This is a genomic window from Sphingopyxis sp. PET50 (genome assembly GCF_025244705.1).
Taxonomy (GTDB): Bacteria; Pseudomonadota; Alphaproteobacteria; order Sphingomonadales; family Sphingomonadaceae; genus Sphingopyxis.
Window position 1 is genome coordinate 3,003,385 of sequence record NZ_CP104207.1, and the last position, 16,238, is coordinate 3,019,622.

14 protein-coding genes and 4 pseudogenes are annotated in these 16,238 nt (G+C 66.9%); 13 read left to right on the forward strand and 5 right to left on the reverse strand.

The window, feature by feature from the left end; all coding sequences use genetic code 11:
• The first annotated feature begins 1 nt into the window (after window position 1).
• A pseudogene (locus N0A20_RS15845) lies at window positions 2-707 on the forward strand (NAD-dependent deacylase).
• A gap of 207 nt (window positions 708-914) precedes the next feature.
• On the opposite strand, the pseudogene tadA reads toward N0A20_RS15845, so the two are convergent.
• A pseudogene (gene tadA, locus N0A20_RS15850) lies at window positions 915-1,355 on the reverse strand (tRNA adenosine(34) deaminase TadA); the annotation flags it as partial.
• 259 nt (window positions 1,356-1,614) lie between these two features.
• On the opposite strand from tadA, the gene rpmB reads away from it, so the two are divergent.
• Window positions 1,615-1,908, forward strand: coding sequence for a 50S ribosomal protein L28 (gene rpmB / locus N0A20_RS15855; RefSeq protein ID WP_260581304.1), 294 nt, complete (start codon window positions 1,615-1,617; stop codon window positions 1,906-1,908).
• A gap of 181 nt (window positions 1,909-2,089) precedes the next feature.
• Here the strand turns inward: rpmB and N0A20_RS15860 are convergent.
• Window positions 2,090-3,065 (reverse strand): annotated as a pseudogene (locus N0A20_RS15860) (esterase-like activity of phytase family protein).
• Window positions 3,066-3,254: 189 nt separating this feature from the next.
• Here N0A20_RS15860 and N0A20_RS15865 point away from each other — a divergent pair.
• The 4 genes from N0A20_RS15865 to N0A20_RS15880 all read left to right on the forward strand — a co-directional run bounded on the left by N0A20_RS15865 (window position 3,255) and on the right by N0A20_RS15880 (window position 7,643).
• Window positions 3,255-3,548: a hypothetical protein gene (locus N0A20_RS15865; protein ID WP_409574694.1), complete on the forward strand. Its 294-nt coding sequence runs from the start codon at window positions 3,255-3,257 to the stop codon at window positions 3,546-3,548.
• 493 nt (window positions 3,549-4,041) lie between these two features.
• A complete protein-coding gene (locus N0A20_RS15870) occupies window positions 4,042-5,148 on the forward strand; it encodes a Ppx/GppA phosphatase family protein (RefSeq protein ID WP_260581305.1) in 1,107 nt (368 codons plus the stop codon).
• Window positions 5,145-5,849, forward strand: a complete 705-nt coding sequence (locus tag N0A20_RS15875) for an RlmE family RNA methyltransferase (protein ID WP_260581306.1) — start codon at window positions 5,145-5,147, stop codon at window positions 5,847-5,849. Before N0A20_RS15870 ends, N0A20_RS15875 begins: the two co-directional genes overlap by 4 nt.
• 318 nt (window positions 5,850-6,167) lie before the next feature.
• Window positions 6,168-7,643: a S41 family peptidase gene (locus N0A20_RS15880; RefSeq protein WP_260581307.1), complete on the forward strand. Its 1,476-nt coding sequence runs from the start codon at window positions 6,168-6,170 to the stop codon at window positions 7,641-7,643.
• Between the two features lie 54 nt (window positions 7,644-7,697).
• Here N0A20_RS15880 and N0A20_RS15885 read toward each other — a convergent pair whose 3' ends face one another.
• Window positions 7,698-8,126: an organic hydroperoxide resistance protein gene (locus N0A20_RS15885; RefSeq protein WP_260581308.1), complete on the reverse strand. Its 429-nt coding sequence runs from the start codon at window positions 8,124-8,126 to the stop codon at window positions 7,698-7,700.
• Between the two features lie 148 nt (window positions 8,127-8,274).
• On the opposite strand from N0A20_RS15885, the gene N0A20_RS15890 reads away from it, so the two are divergent.
• From N0A20_RS15890 to N0A20_RS15920, 7 genes and pseudogenes are all read left to right on the forward strand, one after another.
• Window positions 8,275-8,733, forward strand: coding sequence for a MarR family winged helix-turn-helix transcriptional regulator (locus N0A20_RS15890; protein WP_260581309.1), 459 nt, complete (start codon window positions 8,275-8,277; stop codon window positions 8,731-8,733).
• 71 nt (window positions 8,734-8,804) lie between these two features.
• On the forward strand, window positions 8,805-9,269 hold the full coding sequence (locus tag N0A20_RS15895) for a hypothetical protein (protein ID WP_260581310.1): 465 nt from the start codon (window positions 8,805-8,807) through the stop codon (window positions 9,267-9,269).
• A gap of 51 nt (window positions 9,270-9,320) precedes the next feature.
• Entirely contained in the window at window positions 9,321-9,809 is a 489-nt protein-coding gene (locus N0A20_RS15900) for a DUF421 domain-containing protein (RefSeq protein ID WP_260581311.1), read from the forward strand.
• Between the two features lie 698 nt (window positions 9,810-10,507).
• Window positions 10,508-10,861 carry a hypothetical protein gene (locus tag N0A20_RS15905; RefSeq protein ID WP_260581312.1) on the forward strand — a complete coding sequence of 118 codons (354 nt, stop codon included), beginning with the start codon at window positions 10,508-10,510 and terminating at the stop codon, window positions 10,859-10,861.
• A 414-nt stretch (window positions 10,862-11,275) separates the two neighbouring features.
• Window positions 11,276-11,857 (forward strand): annotated as a pseudogene (locus tag N0A20_RS15910) (NAD(P)/FAD-dependent oxidoreductase); the annotation flags it as partial.
• 442 nt (window positions 11,858-12,299) lie between these two features.
• A complete protein-coding gene (locus tag N0A20_RS15915; RefSeq protein WP_260581313.1) occupies window positions 12,300-13,274 on the forward strand; it encodes an SDR family NAD(P)-dependent oxidoreductase in 975 nt (324 codons plus the stop codon).
• Between the two features lie 5 nt (window positions 13,275-13,279).
• Entirely contained in the window at window positions 13,280-13,888 is a 609-nt protein-coding gene (locus N0A20_RS15920) for a TIGR00730 family Rossman fold protein (RefSeq protein ID WP_260581314.1), read from the forward strand.
• Between the two features lie 60 nt (window positions 13,889-13,948).
• On the opposite strand, the gene N0A20_RS15925 is transcribed toward N0A20_RS15920, so the two are convergent.
• Entirely contained in the window at window positions 13,949-14,779 is an 831-nt protein-coding gene (locus N0A20_RS15925; protein ID WP_260581315.1) for an alpha/beta fold hydrolase, read from the reverse strand.
• 232 nt (window positions 14,780-15,011) lie between these two features.
• A complete protein-coding gene (locus tag N0A20_RS15930; protein WP_260581316.1) occupies window positions 15,012-16,121 on the reverse strand; it encodes a sensor histidine kinase in 1,110 nt (369 codons plus the stop codon).
• Between the last annotated feature and the right edge of the window lie 117 nt (window positions 16,122-16,238).

The following is a 16,238-nucleotide window of genomic DNA, read 5'->3' on the forward strand; positions in this document are numbered from 1 at the left end:
TTTGCGCCACATACAGAATATCGTCATCCTGACCGGCGCCGGGGTCTCGGCCGAGAGCGGCATCGACACGTTTCGCGACGGCGGCGGATTGTGGGAACAGCACCGGGTCGAGGATGTCGCGACGCCCGAGGCGTTCGCGCGCGACCCCGACCTCGTCCATCGTTTCTATGACGCGCGGCGCGCGGCGATCCAGACGAAGGTGCCCAATGCGGCGCATGAAGCGCTGGCGCGGCTCGATGCGGGGTGGCCGGGCGAACTGCTGATCGTGACGCAGAATGTCGACGACCTGCACGAACGCGCGGGGGCGAAGCGGCTGATCCATATGCATGGCGAGCATCTGAAGGCCTGGTGCGCGGGATGCGACGGGCGGAGCGGCTGGACGGGGACGCTGATCGACCGGCCGGTGTGCCCGGCGTGCGGCGTGGCGGGCCATCTGCGCCCCGACGTCGTGTGGTTCGGCGAGATGCCCTATCATATGGACACCATCTATCGCGCGCTGAACCGCGCCGACCTGTTCGTGTCGATCGGGACGTCGGGCGCGGTCTATCCCGCCGCGGGCTTCGTGCGCGAGGCGCGGGCGAGCGGGGCGCGGACGCTGGAACTCAATATGGAGCCGAGCCAGGGATCGCACTGGTTCGACGAGGCACGGCACGGACCGGCGGGGCTGCTGGTGCTAGGCGTGGGTGGAGGAAGTTTTGGCGAATTAACGCGGGCGATCGCGTTTCCCCTTTTCTCACACAAAGACACAAAGAGGGCATATCATTTCCGTTCGCCCTGAGCTTGTCGAAGGGCCGTTCTTTTCTTGCGACGTTGCAAGAGAAGGACGGTGCTTCGACAAGCTCAGCACAAACGGATCGGGAGAAGGCCACCCTCTTCGTGTCTTTGTGTGAGATTTTCCTATCGCCGCGCCGCGAAAAATCCCTGAGCAGACCCGCCGCCTCGCCCGCGCCGATACCGTCGTAGATTTCGGGGCGGTGGTGGATCGTCGGCTGCGAAAAGACGCGCGGGCCGTGGACCACCGCGCCGCCCTTCGGATCGTCGGCGCCGTAGTAGAGGCGCGCGATGCGCGCGTGGGCGATGGCGCCGGCGCACATCGCGCAGGGTTCGAGCGTGACATACAGGTCGCAGCCGTCGAGCCGCTCGTGGCCGAGCTTTGCCGCGGCGGCGCGAATCGCGACGATTTCGGCGTGGGCGGTCGGGTCGTGCGATTCGCGGGGGCGGTTATGGCCCTCGGCAAGGACCTGCCCATCCTTGACGATCACCGCGCCGACCGGCACTTCGCCCCAATCCGCCGCGATCCGGGCAAGATCGAGCGCGCGGCGCATCGGTTCGGGAAGCGGGAAATGGGCGGTCATGGTCGGTTCCTGCTGCGCAGGAACGCCCGGCACCGGCCCGCTCCCCCACCCGGCCTCCCATAGGCTATTATCGTCGGGGAGGCCGGGTGGGGGAGCGGGCCGGTGCCGGATCCACGCAGTGGAATTGCCCTAATGCCTTGACGAATCCCCGGCAAGCCGATAAGCGCGCGCCTTTCCCGGCCCATCCGGTCTTTCGTTTGCCCGTTTTACGGGAAGCGCCCGGACGCCGACCCGAGATTTTTTGACGAGGACAGATATCATGTCGCGCATTTGCGAACTGACCGGCAAGGGCCGCCTGGTGGGCAACAATGTCAGCCACGCCAACAACAAGACCAAGCGCACCTTTCTGCCCAACCTGCAGAATGTGACGTTGCTGTCGGACGCGCTCGGCAAGGGCGTCAAGCTGCGCGTGTCGACCCACGGCCTGCGTTCGGTCGAGCACAATGGCGGCCTCGACAACTGGCTGCTGAAGGCCGGCGACGACCAGCTGTCGGCGAACGCCCGCAAGCTGAAGAAGGAAGTCGCGAAGAAGCTGGCCGAAAAGGCCGCCTGAGCTTCCCACGCTTTCGAATCGCAAGAGGCGGCCGGGTGACCGAGCCGCCTTTTTGCTGTGTGGCGTACAGCGCCTGTCTCCAAGCGCGTCATTGCGAGCGAAGCGAAGCAATCCAGGGCGGTTTACGCAGGCTCTGGATTGCTTCGCTTCGCTCGCAATGACGTGTGGGAGGCGAAGGCGGTCAGTCGCGCGGCGGCAGGTCGACCAGTTCGAACTTGAGCAGCAGGCTGCGCTGCCAGCTGTTGAAATTGTCGTCGGAGACGAGCCAGAGGAAGGTCCGCCCGTCCTCGACCGACACCGCCGCGCCCTCGTAATTTTCGCGCAGGGGTTCGGGCACCCGGCCGATCGCCACCGAGCGGACAACGCCGCCCTGCCGGATGTCGGCGGGATCGACGATCGCGAGAATCGTCGTGAACAGCGGATCGAAGCCGAGCCAGCGGTGGACGAGCAGGATGCGCCCGTCGGGGAGCGGAGCGGCGTCGCTGACCTGTCCCTTGCCTTCGTCGTCATAATAGAAAAGCAGCGGCTTCCGCCCCGGCACCGCGGGATCGTCGGTATAGACGAGTCCCTCGGTGCCGTAATCGTTGCGATCCTCGCCCTCCGAAAAGAGGATGGTGCGGCCGTCGGCGAGGCGGACCATCGCCTCGGGCCCGCGATTCGCTCGGCCAGCGGTACAGCGCGGGCGAGCGGCGGCGCGATTCGACGCGGGTCATCGCGGCGTCGATGCGCCAGATCTGGTTGATCCCCTCGAGCGCGACCCACAGCTTGCCGCTGTCCGGATCGAGCACCAGCGCCTCGGCATCGGTGAAGGACTTGCGTTTCGGGCTGCGCGGCGGGGTCGGCAATTCGCGGATCGTGACGTCGGAGACCGCCCCGTCGGCGCCGAGCGTCAGCCGCGTCCAGCGGCCATTGTCGCCGACGAGCAGAAAGCGTCCGCCGCCGCGAACGGCCAGCGCCGAGAAGCCGCCGAAATCGCTGTTCGGGCTCGACAGCCGCCAGCCGCGCACGAAGCGCAGCGCGCCCGTGGCCGCCGCCGGATAGACGAGCGGCCGCGCCGCCGCCGTCTGGCTCGCATCGACGACCGGATAGCGAAACGCCGTTCCGGGCATCGGACCGATCGTCAGGAAGATGAGGGCGGCGGGGAGGAGGCGGCGCATCGCGGCGGGCGTAAAGCCATCGGCGGACAAAGGAAAGCGCGGCAAGGCGTGTCCGCGGATGAACGCCGGACAACGCAGGCTGAACCTCAGCCAACAGCCGCGTTCAGGGTTGGCTCAAAGCGAATCGCCTAGAACCCCTTCATCGACCACAGCCCAGACGGGCCGAACGACGAAAGAAGGAGACTGACAATGAAAAAGATGGTGACCCTCTCGATCGCCGCCCTGATGTCCACCGCGACGCTGGGCCTGGCAGCCACCCCCGCCGCCGCGCAGAACGGCTATTACAACCGCGACGGCTATTCGAGCTATGACGCGCGTTACAACAACCGCAACGATCGCCGTTACGACCGCCGCGATTATCGCCAGGATCGACGCTACAACCAGCGCCAGAGCCAGCGGTACAACCAGCGCTATTATCGCAACCAGTGCGACAACGGCACCGGCGGCACGATCATCGGCGCGATCGCGGGCGGCCTGGCCTAGCCATGAAATCGCCGGCCGCGGCGACAAGACCGTCGGCACGATCATCGGCGGCGCCGTCGGCGCCATCGCCGGCCGCGCGATCGACAAGGGGAATGACGGCTGCCGCTGAGGGCAGGCCCGACCTCCAATAATTTCTCCCTTCCCATTGCCCCGTCCGGTTTCGACCGGGCGGGGTTTTGTTTTGGAATAGCGGGCTACGTTTGAAAGCGGGCGGGAGAGCCCGTTGGGATTGAGCCACGCCCTCCCCTTCAGGGGAGGGCAGCGAGACTTACGAACTTGTTCGTTAGTCGCAGCGGGTGGGGTCCATCGGCCTTGCGCAAGGCCGATGGACCCCACCCCAACCCCTCCCCTGAAGGGGAGGGGCTTTATGTCCGCTCCCCACCCACAACCGTCGACCATCCCGCCGGGGTTGCCATCCTGCGGCCCCACGCCTAGTCTCGCCGCCAAGTGCACGTCCGGTCTTCGGGCGCGTGAAAAACAGGTAAGAAGTGCCATGCGGCAAATGGCAGCGCCCGAGGGGCGGTCGCCGCGGCCCGGGGCGGCGGCGAAGAACAGGCAAGGGCCCGATCGGCAGGGCCAAAGCGGCAATTCCCGCCCGGCGCCCTTTACGCGGCCCAAAAGCTATGCCGCGATCGACCTTGGCACCAACAATTGCCGGCTGCTGATCGCGCGCCCGCAGGACGGCGAGCTGGTCGTCATCGACGCCTTTTCGCGCATCGTCCGGCTGGGCGAAGGATTGCACCACACCGGACGGATCAGCGAGGCGGCGATGGACCGCGCGGTCGCGGCGCTGGCGATCTGCGCCGACAAATTGCGCCGCCGCCACGTCAGCCTGTCGCGCGCGGTCGCGACCGAGGCGTGCCGCCGGGCCAGCAACGGGCAGGAACTCGCCGACCGGGTCAAGCGCGAGACCGGCATCGTGCTCGACATCATCGCGCCTGCCGAGGAGGCGCGGCTGGCGGTGCTCGGCTGTCACAATCTGATGGAGCCCGGCGACGGCCCGGCGCTGATCTTCGACATCGGCGGCGGATCGACCGAGCTGATGCATGTCGAGGGCAACGGCAGCGACGTCGCGATCCGCGATTGGGTGAGCGTACCCTGGGGCGTGGTGTCGCTGACCGAACATGCGCCCGCGGACGGCGCGACGATGGCCGAACGCCAGGCCAGCTATGCCCATATGCGCGAGACGACGCGCGAGGCCTTTGCCGCCTTTGCCGCGCGCGCCGAGCGCCACGCGGGCCAGCCGCTGCGCCTGCTCGGCACCAGCGGCACGGTGACGACGCTCGCCAGCGTCTTCCTCGACCTGCCGCGTTACGACCGGCGCGCGGTCGACGGGCTGGTCGTGCCGAGCGACGCGATGCGCGACATCAGCCGCCGCCTCGCCGAGGCGAGCATCGCCGACCGCGCCGAAATCGGCTGCATCGGGCGCGAGCGCGCCGACCTGGTCGTCGCGGGCTGCGCGATCCTGGAGAGCATCATCGACCTGTGGCCCGCGGCGCGCGTCGGGGTCGCCGACCGCGGCATTCGCGAAGGCATCTTGCGCACGCTGGCAATGCAGGGCCGCGACATCCCGGTGACGCGGCGCGAGTATCGCAAGTGAGCGGCGGCCAAAAAAGCGGCGGCGGCGGCCGGCGCGGCAAGGGCGGGCTGCACGTCCGCGTCAAGACCGCGAAGAAGCGCAGCAATTCGTCGACGCGCTGGCTGCAGCGGCAGCTCAACGACCCCTATGTCCGGCGCGCGCAGGCCGAGGGCTATCGTTCGCGCGCGGCGTACAAGCTGATCGAGCTCGACGAGAAATTCGCCTTCGTCAAAAAGGCGCGCGCGGTGGTCGACCTGGGCATTACCCCCGGCGGCTGGTCGCAAGTGGTGCGCAAGACCAATCCGCGCGCGAAGATCGCGGGGATCGACCTGCTCGCCTGCGAGCCGATCGAGGGGGTCGCGATCCTGCAGATGGATTTCATGGACGATGCGGCGCCCGATGCGCTGATGGAAGCGCTGGGCACCGCGCCCGACCTCGTCCTGTCGGACATGGCAGCGAACACGGTCGGCCATCCGCAGACCGACCATCTGCGCACGATCGGGCTGGCGGAGACCGCCGCCGATTTCGCGGTGCGCACGCTGCTGCCGGGCGGGACCTTCGTCGCGAAGGTGTTCGCGGGCGGCGCCGACCACAGCCTGCTGACCCTGCTCAAGCAGAATTTCGCGACGGTGAAGCACGCCAAGCCCCCGGCGAGCCGCAAGGGATCGCCCGAACTGTTCGTGGTGGCGCAGGGGTTCAAGGGGCGGAAGGACGCGGAGTAGAGCGGCGGGTTTCGGGCGGGAGTGGACATTGATCTCCCCTCCCGCAGGCGGGAGGGGTCGGGGGTGGGCAGCACCTTCACAATGGCCCACCCCGCTGCGACTAACGAACAAGTTCGTAAGTCTCGCTGCCCCTCCCGCTTGCGGGAGGGGAAGTCAGCGTTTGCCCGCAACGTCCGCTCCCCAACCCACAGCCGCCATTTCCCTCATTGCGCCCTATGATCCAAATCATTGCCCCGGCTTTTCATCGCCGATACAGGTGGTCCGTCGCAGAAACGATGCCGGGCGCCGTGCCGCGTCCTGATCAACCGGGGAATAACGATGCGCCGAATCTCGCATAAATCCATGGCCTTGCTGACGATGTCGGCCTTTGTCCTCGCCAGCTGCGGCGGTGGAGGCGGCGGTGGAGGAGGCGGCGGGCCGGTCACCGTCACCCCGACGCCCACGCCCACGCCCACCCCGACCCCCACCGCGGGCTGCGGCCTGTCGGCGCGGCAGGATTTCGCCAAGGCGGTGATCGACGAATGGTATCTGTTCCCGGGCGACGTCGCGACCGGGGTCAACAAGGCCAGTTACGGCGACGTGCAATCCTATATCGACGCGCTCGTCGCGCCGGCGCGCGCCGCGAACAAGGACCGTTTCTTCACCTACATCACCTCGATCGCCGAGGAGAACGCCTTTTTCTCGAGCGGGGCGAGCGCGGGTTTCGGCGTCCGGCTGACCTATGTGTCGGGAACCCGGCAATTGTTCATCGCCGAGGCCTATGAAGGCGCCCCCGCGCTGGCCGCGGGCATCGACCGCAGCACCGAAATCCTGGCCATCGGGACGAGCAGCGCCAACCTGCGCACGATTGCGGCCATCGTCGCCGCCGAAGGCACCGCGGGCATCACCAACGCGCTCGGGCCGAACGATCCGGGGGTGACCCGCGTGCTGCGGATCAAGAACACCGCCGGCACGCGCGAGGTCACGGTGACCAAGGCCGATTTCGATATCGACCCGATTTCGGATCGCTATGGCGCCAAGATCATCACCGAAGGCGGGAAGAACTACGGCTATCTGAACCTGCGCACCTTCATCAGCTCGGCGAACCCGCAGCTGCGCGCCGCCTTCGCCAATTTCCGGGCGCAGGGGGTGACCGACATCGTCATCGACTTCCGCTACAACGGCGGCGGCCTCGTCAGCACGGCGGAACTGATGGGCGACCTGCTCGGCCGCGACCGCGCCGCGAGCGAGCTCTTTTCGCGCACCGATTTCCGCCCGTCGAAATCGGCCGAGAACGACCGGCATTTCTTCGCCAGCCAGCCCGAATCGATCGCCCCGACGCGCATCGCCTTCATCGGCACCGGCTCGACCGCCTCGGCCAGCGAACTCGTGATCAACGGCATGCTGCCCTATCTCGGCACCAATATGACGCTGGTCGGCAGCAACACCTTCGGCAAGCCGGTCGGGCAGATCGCGCTCGACAAGGCCGCATGCGACGACCGCATCCGCGTCGTGGCCTTCGCCACGGGCAATGCCTCCGGACAGAGCGACTATTACAGCGGCCTCGCCCCCAAGATCGGCAACAGCTGCGCCGCGCCCGACGACCTCGGCTATCCGCTCGGCGACCCGAGCGAAGCGTCGCTCAGATCGGCGCTCGACTTCCTCGCCGGGCGCAGCTGCACGGCGCGGATCACGAGCACCGACACGCGCACCGCGTCGGCCGAGCGCGCCGCGCCTGGCCTCGCCCCCGCGCCGGTGATGCTCGAAAGCCCGACGCCGAACGCGGCGCAGCGCGAGCTGCCCGGGCTGTTCTGACGCGAAAAGGCCCGCGTCCGGGGACGCGAGCCTCGTTCACCGGCCGACGCGGCGTCAGGCGTCGACGATGCTGAGCTTCACGGGGATGTTGCCGCGGATCGCGTGCGAATAGGGGCAAACGGTATCGGCTTCGGCGACGAGCGCCTCGGCCTCGGCGCGCGCCACGCCCGGCAGGCGGATTTCGAGCTCGACCGCAAGGCCGAAGCCCTTGTCCTCGCGCGGGCCGATGCCGACGGTCGCGGCGACCGTCGCGTCGGCGGGAACCTTGGCATGGCCGCCCTGCGAGGCGACGAACTTCATCGCGCCGATGAAGCAGGCGGCATAGCCCGACGCGAACAATTGTTCGGGATTATTGCCCTGGCCGTTGCCGCCGAGTTCCTTCGGCGTGCCGAGGGTGACTTCGAACGCGCCGTCGTCGGTGCGCGCGCTGCCGTCGCGGCCGCCGGTGGCGGTCGAACGGGTCGAATAGAGAATCTTGGCCATGGTTCGGTTCCTTTCACTCCGGGATCGGGCGGGGATCGCCGATTCCGCTATAACTCCATCACGATTAAATCGTGTGCGATCTATTTGCGTGATTCGCATCAAGATGTCAAGCCTTGCGATTAAATCGCGCGCGATTTATATTCGGTCGATGACCAAGACCGCCCCCACCCCGCCCCCCGGCGCCGATCCGCTCGACGATTTCCTGTGCTTTTCCATCTATGCGACGGGGCTGGCGATGAACCGGCTGTACAAGCCTCTGCTCGATCCGCTCGGCATCACCTATCCGCAATATCTGGCGCTGGTGGCGCTGCGGACGAAGGAGGGGCGCACAGTGAGCGAACTCGGCGAGCGGCTGTTCCTCGAATCGAACACGCTGACTCCGCTGATCAAGCGGCTCGAAGCCGCGGGGCTGGTGACGCGCACGCGCGACACCGCCGACGAGCGGGTGGTGCGCATCCACCTGACCGACCGCGGCCGTGCGGTCGCCGACGAGGCGCTGCGATGCGTGCCCGCGCAGGTCGCCGCGGCGAGCGGGCTGACGCGCGCGCGGGCCGAGGCGATGAACGCCGACCTGTCGGTGCTGCGGGGCACCCTGCTGAAGCGCTGAGGCGGCGGCTGCAACCGCGGCGCGGTTGCGGCGTTATCCGAGCTGCGGGGCGGGAGCGACGGAGAGGTCCAATGCCCGCACCCGACGGCATCGCCGAGCCACAGGCCCGCCAGCGAATCTGGGACCGCCATGCGAGCCCGATCTCGATCCTGCTGCTCGGCGGCGTGCTGGCCCTCGCGCTCGCGGGATTTGCCGGCGGCCAGCCGAGCCCGACCACGGCCGCCGATTTCGGCGCCGCGACGCTGTCGGTCCGGACCCCCGCGGTGATCCGCAACGGCGAATTCTTCGAAACCGAGATCCGGGTGACGGCGGCGGTGCCGCTGGAAGAGGTGGGGATCGCCGTGTCGCCCGGTCTGTGGCGCGACATGACGATCAACACGATGATCCCCGCGGCGCGCGAGGAAAGCTTCATGCGGCGGCCGGTTCCGCTTCGCCTATGGCGAGCTCGCGGCCGGCGGGGCGCTGACCGTCAAGATCGACGGCCAGATCAACCCGCCGCTTTTCGCGGGCAACGAGGGCGACATCGCCCTCTATGACGGCGACCGGCTGATCGGGCGGACGCGGCTTCGCATCAAGGTCCTCCCCTGATGGATATCGTTCTTCGCGCGACGGTGATGTTCGCGATCCTCTATCTGCTCATCCGGCTGCTCGGGAAGCGCGAGCTGGGCCAGATGACCCCGTTCGAATTCGTCGTGCTCGTCGTGATGGGCGACCTCATCCAGCAGGGCGTCACCCACAACGACTTCAGCCTGACCGGCGCGGCGCTCGCGATCTGCACCTTCGCCTTCTGGGGCCTCGTCCTCAGCTGGACCGCCTATCTCTTCCCACGCGCCGAGGGCGTGCTCGAGGGCGAACCGCGCGTCCTGGTGCGCGGCGGCCGACTGGTCGAGGACCATCTGCGCCGCGACCGGCTGACCCGGTCCGAGATCGAATCGGAAATGCGGCTCGCCGGGATTGCCCGGCTTTCGGCGGTCGAATGGGCGATCCTCGAACCCGAAGGCAAGATCAGCTTCATCAGGAAAGGCGACGACGGCGGCGCGGCGCGCCAGCGCGACGACGAGGGTGCGGCGCATTGACGCGAGAACCGACAGCGCCGCGGCAGCCACGAGCCGGGGCCTTCATTTGCTTCGATGTCGGAAAAACTGGAGCGGGCGAGATTTGCGGCCACGTCGGGAGGCGGAAGAAGTCCTTCTAATTCCCTTTTTACGCAACGACTTATTATTCACCCGCACTATCTTGAAGCCCTGCTTTGAAAATGAACGGGACGCTCTGGCGTCGCCCTCTCATCTCGGGAACCGGCATGGCGAGCGGGGAAACCTCCCCGGCTTGCAAGAAGCGATCAAAGTTTATGCGAGGCGCTTTAGCCCCAGGGGCTCGAGAGCGGCACGGCTGCCAGGCGATCCCCGAACCCTGTTGGCGATGTCGCAAACGTCGCGTTCGACCACCGCCTCGACATAGTTGGCATACCAGTCCTGCCGTCGGGTCCAGCGCCTGCGGGCGATGGCCTCGGGATAACCGCCCGCCAGAACAAGATGGACCAGATCGCCCGCGACCCGAAGCGGCCCCGGCCGCATCCAAGACCATAGATGCGGGTGATCCTATATCCGGGCGTAGCGTCGCCGCATCCTCGGTAGAATGGTCGAGGATGCTTCGTGGCGGCATTTTGTCATCGGATCACCGGGACAAATCCATGCAAACCGCACGCCCCTCTCCTTTCCGCGCTAACCGCATGACGAGCCGGCGGCATAGGGTCGTCGGATCGTCGAGGGGAGATGTGAATATCCCCTCGCTGGCAATAGCTCTGGGGTGCTGTGCCTTCGCTTCATGTGACGATTTGCCATCGTTCGTTGTTTTCAGCTTCATGGTCCCTGCCATTCTTGAATCGGCAGGCTTGGCCACGAGTATCGGCAAATCCGGGCCGAGGCGTGGGGTATCGCTGAATGCGCGCAGCCTGGCGCTGGAGGGCGTGGTTATGCTCGCGGCGATAGCGATGCGCCTTTCACCGATCGAACGCGACTTTCTTGCTGCCAGCCTGTTCGCGCTGCTGTGCCGGTTCTGGGGGCTAGCGCGGGAAAACCGCCAATTCCAAAGCGAAGAGAGCTTCATCGCACCCTGTCCCAAGGAATAGGCTAGGCCTTGCCATCGGTGTGTAGCGGCTAGCCCCCCGCACAATAGGCGATCGCCGCGCCGTTCGCGATGCTGCGGCCCATCCACCGACCCCACCGAGGAGATATCGCATGGCACGGCAAATCGTCATTATCGGAGCTGGCTTTGCCGGACTGTTGGCCGCCCTTTCGGCTGCGCGCCTGCGCGACGAGAAGGGCGTTTCCGCCGAGGAGCTCAAGATCACGGTCGTCGCCCCCGAGCCCGCCCTGATCGTCCGGCCGCGCCTCTATGAGCGCGATCCGGCGTCGATGGCGGCCCCCCTCGGCGAGCTGTTCGCGGCGACCGAGATCGTCTTTCGCGCGGGCTGGGTCGATATGATCGACGCTGGAAACGGAACCATCGGCGTCAAAGGCGGCAAGCCGGACGTAACGAGATCCTGCCTTATGACCGGCTGATCGTCGCGGCGGGGAGTCAGGGCTTCCAGCCGCCGATACCCGGCCTTTCCGACTTTGGTCACAGCGTGACGGACCGCGACGGCGCGGTCGCGCTCGACAGGCATCTGCTTGGCCTTGCCGAACGGCCCGATTCCCCAGCGCGCAACACGGTCGTGGTCGCAGGCGGCGGCTTCACCGGGATCGAAGTGGCGACCGAGATGCCGGACCGGCTGCACGAAATTCTGGGGCAGGATACGCCTGTGCGCGTGGTCATCGTCGAACATGGTCCCTGTGTCGGCCGCGACATGGGCGACGAGCCGCGCCCCTATATCGAGGAGCGGCTGCGCGATCTGGGTGTGGAAACGATCGTCGGTTCGGGCGTCGCGGCGCTCGACGAAGGCGGCGTCACGCTCGGCAATGGCGCGCGGATCGAAACCGGAACGGTGATCTGGTCGGCGGGCATGCGCGCGTCGCCCTTGACCGCGCAGCTTCCGGCCGAGCGCGACAATCTCGGCCGCATCCTCGTCGATCCCGACCTGCGCGTGCCGGGCGCGCCGCATGTCTTCGCCACCGGCGATACCGCCAAGGCCGCAACCGACGACAAGGGCAATTTTTCGCTGATGTCGTGCCAGCACGCGCGCCGGCTCGGCGCCTTCGTCGGCCATAATGCCGCCGCCGACCTGCTCGGCGAGCCGACGCTCGCTTATGACCAGCCGTCCTATGTGGTGTGTCTCGACCTCGGCCCCGATGCCGCGATCTTCACGCGCGGATGGTCGCCCCGCGCGGTGGAACTGACGGGCGCCGAAGCCAAGAAGGTCAAGATGGAGATCAACGCCGTGTGGATCTATCCAGCCGGCAGCCGAGCGGGAAGCGGCCTTCCAGAACGCCTTCGAGGCCCGCACGATCGATTTCTGAAAAGGCGTCGGCTAGGCCGGGCGAACGCGACCGGCCGACGCGCACCCTTCAACATGATTCCCGCCGCAGGCCGCTCCCCGGCCTGCCGCCTTTATCGAACAGGAAAAAGACATGACCGCTTTTCAGAAACCGCTGGGCACATCCTTCGATCCCTTTACCACCGCCGAGGAGGTCGCAAACGGTATCGACCTTTCGGGCAAAACCGCGATCGTCACCGGCGGCGCTTCGAATCTGGGCCACGAAACGGTCCGGGTTCTCGCATCGAAGGGAGCGTCGGTCATCGTGCCGACGCGCGATGTGGCCATCGCGCGGCAAGCCCTTTCGGACATCCCGAACGTCAGCGTCCTGCCGATGGACTTGCTCGATGCCGCCTCGATCGACCGCTTCGCGGCGGACTTCGTCGATGGCGGGGGCACGCTCGATCTTCTGATTCTGAGTGCGGGCGTGATGGCAACGCCCCTGTTCCGTGACGCGCGGGGCCGCGAAGGCCAGTTCGCCACCAACCATCTCGGCCATTTCCGGCTGACGCATGGACTTTGGCCAGCCCTCCTTCGCGCCGATGGCGCGCGCGTGGTCGTTCTTTCCTCGCGCGCGCACCAGCTCCGCGGGCTCGACCTGTCGGATCTCGATTTCCAGCGTCGCACCTATGACAAATGGCTTGCCTATGGCCAGGCCAAGACGGCCAATGCGCTTTTCGCCGTCGCGCTCGATGCGCGCGGCGCGGAGCATGGCATCCGCGCCTACTCGGTCCATCCCGGTTCGATTCTCGGGCCGCTGGCGCGCCACCTGACCCGCGAGGAGATCGATCAGTTCGGGGCCTTGAATGCGGACGGTTCAGCCGTCGTCGATCCGGCCCGCGACCTCAAGAATTCGCAGCAGGGCGCCGCGACGACGATATGGTGCGCGACGTCGCCTGCGCTGAACGGCATCGGCGGGGTCTATTGCGAGGACAGCGATATCGCGCCCGTCGTCGCGGAAGGCGAGCTTGGCGGTCCGGGCGTGCGTCCGTTTGCGATCGATGGCGACACCGCCGAAGCCCTCTGGCTGGAAAGCGCGCGGCTTCTTGGCATTCGCCAGCCTGGATAACGCCGATGAGCCCCGGATCATCGCTGGAGCGCCGCCGTCGCATTTGTGTTTTTTCGGGTTCGAGCGCCGGAATCTCCGGGGCATATGAGCGCGCCGCGCGGGCGCTTGGCAAACGGCTCGCGCAAGGCGGCATCGATCTCGTCTACGGCGGCGCAGCGGTCGGTTTGATGGGCGCGATCGCCGATGCGACGCTGGCCGAAGGCGGCCATGTCACGGGCGTCATTCCGCAAGCCTTGGTGGACAAGGAGGTCGCGCATCGCGGGCTGACGGAGCTGCACATCGTGAACTCGATGCACGAGCGCAAGGCGATGATGGCCGATCTCTCGGACGGCTTCATCGCGATGCCCGGCGGGATCGGCACGTTCGAGGAGCTGTTCGAGGTCTGGACCTGGGCGCAGCTTGGCAGTCATGCCAAGCCGTGCGCCCTGCTGAACATTCTCGGCTTCTATGATCGCCTGCTGGAATTTCTCGGCCATGTGGTGGGACAGGGGTTTCTGAAGAAGGTCCATCGCGACATGCTGATTGTCGAGGAGGATCCGGCGGCGCTTTTGCACGCGATGGCACAATATAAGGCGCCCGCCGTCGGCAAATGGATCGGCCGGGGCGAACGCTGACCTGTTGATTTTGCGAAAAATTTGCCGGGACGAACAGCGGTTCGTCCCGGCATTTGCGTATCAGCTTCGGATGAAGGCCAACATATCCCTGTTGATCACGTCGGCATGGGTCGCCGCCATGCCGTGCGGATAGCCTTCATACGCCTTGAGCGTGCCCTTCGCGAGCAGCTTGACCGACAGCGGCGCCGAATCCGCGAACGGCACGACCTGGTCGTCGGTTCCATGCATCACGAGCGTCGACACCTGGATTTTCTTCAGATCCTCGGTGAAGTCGGTTTCGGAGAAGGCCTTGATGCAGTCGTAATGCGCCTTGGCGCTGCCGACCATGCCCTGGCGCCACCAGTTCTGGATCAGCCCCTGGCTGACCTTCGCGCCCTCGCGGTTGAAACCATAGAAGGGACCCGACGCGACATCGAGGTAGAATTGCGAGCGATCCTCGGCGAGCGCCTTGCGGAAGCCATCGAACACCTCGACGGGCAGGCCGCCGGGGTTGCTCGCCTTCTTGACCATGACCGGGGGGACCGCTCCGACCAGGATCAGCTTCGCGATCGTTCCCGCCCTGGCGCGCGCGGCATAGTGCGCCGCCTCGCCGCCGCCGGTCGAATGGCCGATATGCACGGCGCCCTTGAGGTCGAGCGCGGCCACCAGCGCCGCGACGTCCGCGGCATAGCTGTCCATCTCGTTGCCCGCGTCGGTCTGCGTCGAGCGTCCATGACCGCGCCGGTCGTGGGCGATCACGCGATAGCCCTGCGCGAGGAAAAACAGCAGCTGGTTGTCCCACTCGTCGGCGGTCAGCGGCCAGCCATGATGGAAGACGAGCGGCTGCGCATCGCGCGGCCCCCAGTCCTTGTAAAAGATCTGCGCGCCGTCGCTGGCGGTAATGAAGTTCATCGGATGGGCTCCTTGGTTTGCGGTGGGGGGAATTGCGCCAAGGCTCACAGCCTAGCCAACCGAAGCCGCTCGCAAGGACAACGCCGCCACCGGCGACGAACATCCGGCGATCGACCATGAAATCATGAAGTAGGGACATGCTGTGATCCTCCGCGTTGCGCCAGCTCCGCGTCGACATGACATAGGGGCGAAGTGGCGCTTCCCGGGATAATGAATCCCCGCAAACGCGCGATTATACGGGGGATGCGCTCGCGCTATGCGAAGGTAGGGGCGACCCCGGCTCCCGGACCTCATCGCCCTTCGCCATGGGCAGGGTAAAGGAGAAGCGCGCGCCGACCGGGTCGCCATTTTCGGCGCGCAAGCGGCAGCCGTGCGCCTCGACGATCGAGCGGCAGATCGCGAGGCCCATTCCCATTCCCTGCGGCTTCGTCGTGAAGAAGGCCTCGCAGGCGCGATCTGGTTCGGCCAGCCCGGGTCCCGTATCGGCGACAACGATGCGTAGCCCCGCATGCTCGGGCACCGCCTCGAGGCTCAACCGCCGCCGGTCCGCCGGCATATCGGCCATCGCTTCGATCGCGTTGCGGAGGATGTTGAGGAGAACCTGCTGGATCTGGACCGGGTCGATCGCGACCAGCGGCAGGTCGGGGGCGAGCCGAATGTCGAGCAATATCCGGCAGCGCGCGAGTTCCTCGGCGAGAAGTTCGCGCACCTCCTCGACGAGCGAGCCGAGCGCCGATGGCGTGCGCGGACCCGCGGTCCGGCTGAAGAGCGCGCGGATATGGCTGACGATGTCGGCGGCGGACTGGGCGCTTCGCGCGATCCGTTCGACGATCGCCTGCGCGCGTGCGACATTCGGAGGGTCGGAAGCGAGCCAGCGCCGACAGGCCTGGGCGTTGGTCATGATGGCGGCCAGCGGCTGGTTGACCTCGTGCGCGATCGAGGCCGAAAGTTCGGCGAGGCTGGCCGCTTCGCTGGCCCGTGCAAGCTTGTCCTGCGCCTGCCGCAATTCCTCCTGCGCGCGGACCTGATCCTCGATATCGAGGCAGACCCCGTTCCATTGCGCGATCGCGCCATCCTCGCCCCGCATCGCGGCCAGGCGGGTCTCGATCCAGCGATACGTCCCGTCGAAGCGGCGTTGCCTGTGGGTGAGCGCGTAGGACCTTCCGGTGCGCAGGGAATGATCGAGGCGCTGGCTTACCCGGGCGAGGTCGTCGGGGTGAATCATTGCGGCGAGAAGGCTCTGCAGTCGCGGCTCGCCGGGACGGTCCTTCCCTGCGACGTCGAAGCCGAGAAACTCCCGCATGTGGCGGCTGAAATAGACGGGCTTGCCTGCGGGGGTCATGCACCAGATCAGCAGCCGGCGCGGTCTCGATCAGCTCGCGCAGCGAGCGTTCGCTTTCGCGCAGGGCTTCGTCGGTCTTGCGGAAGACGTCGATGTCGAAGCCGGTGCCGTACCAGC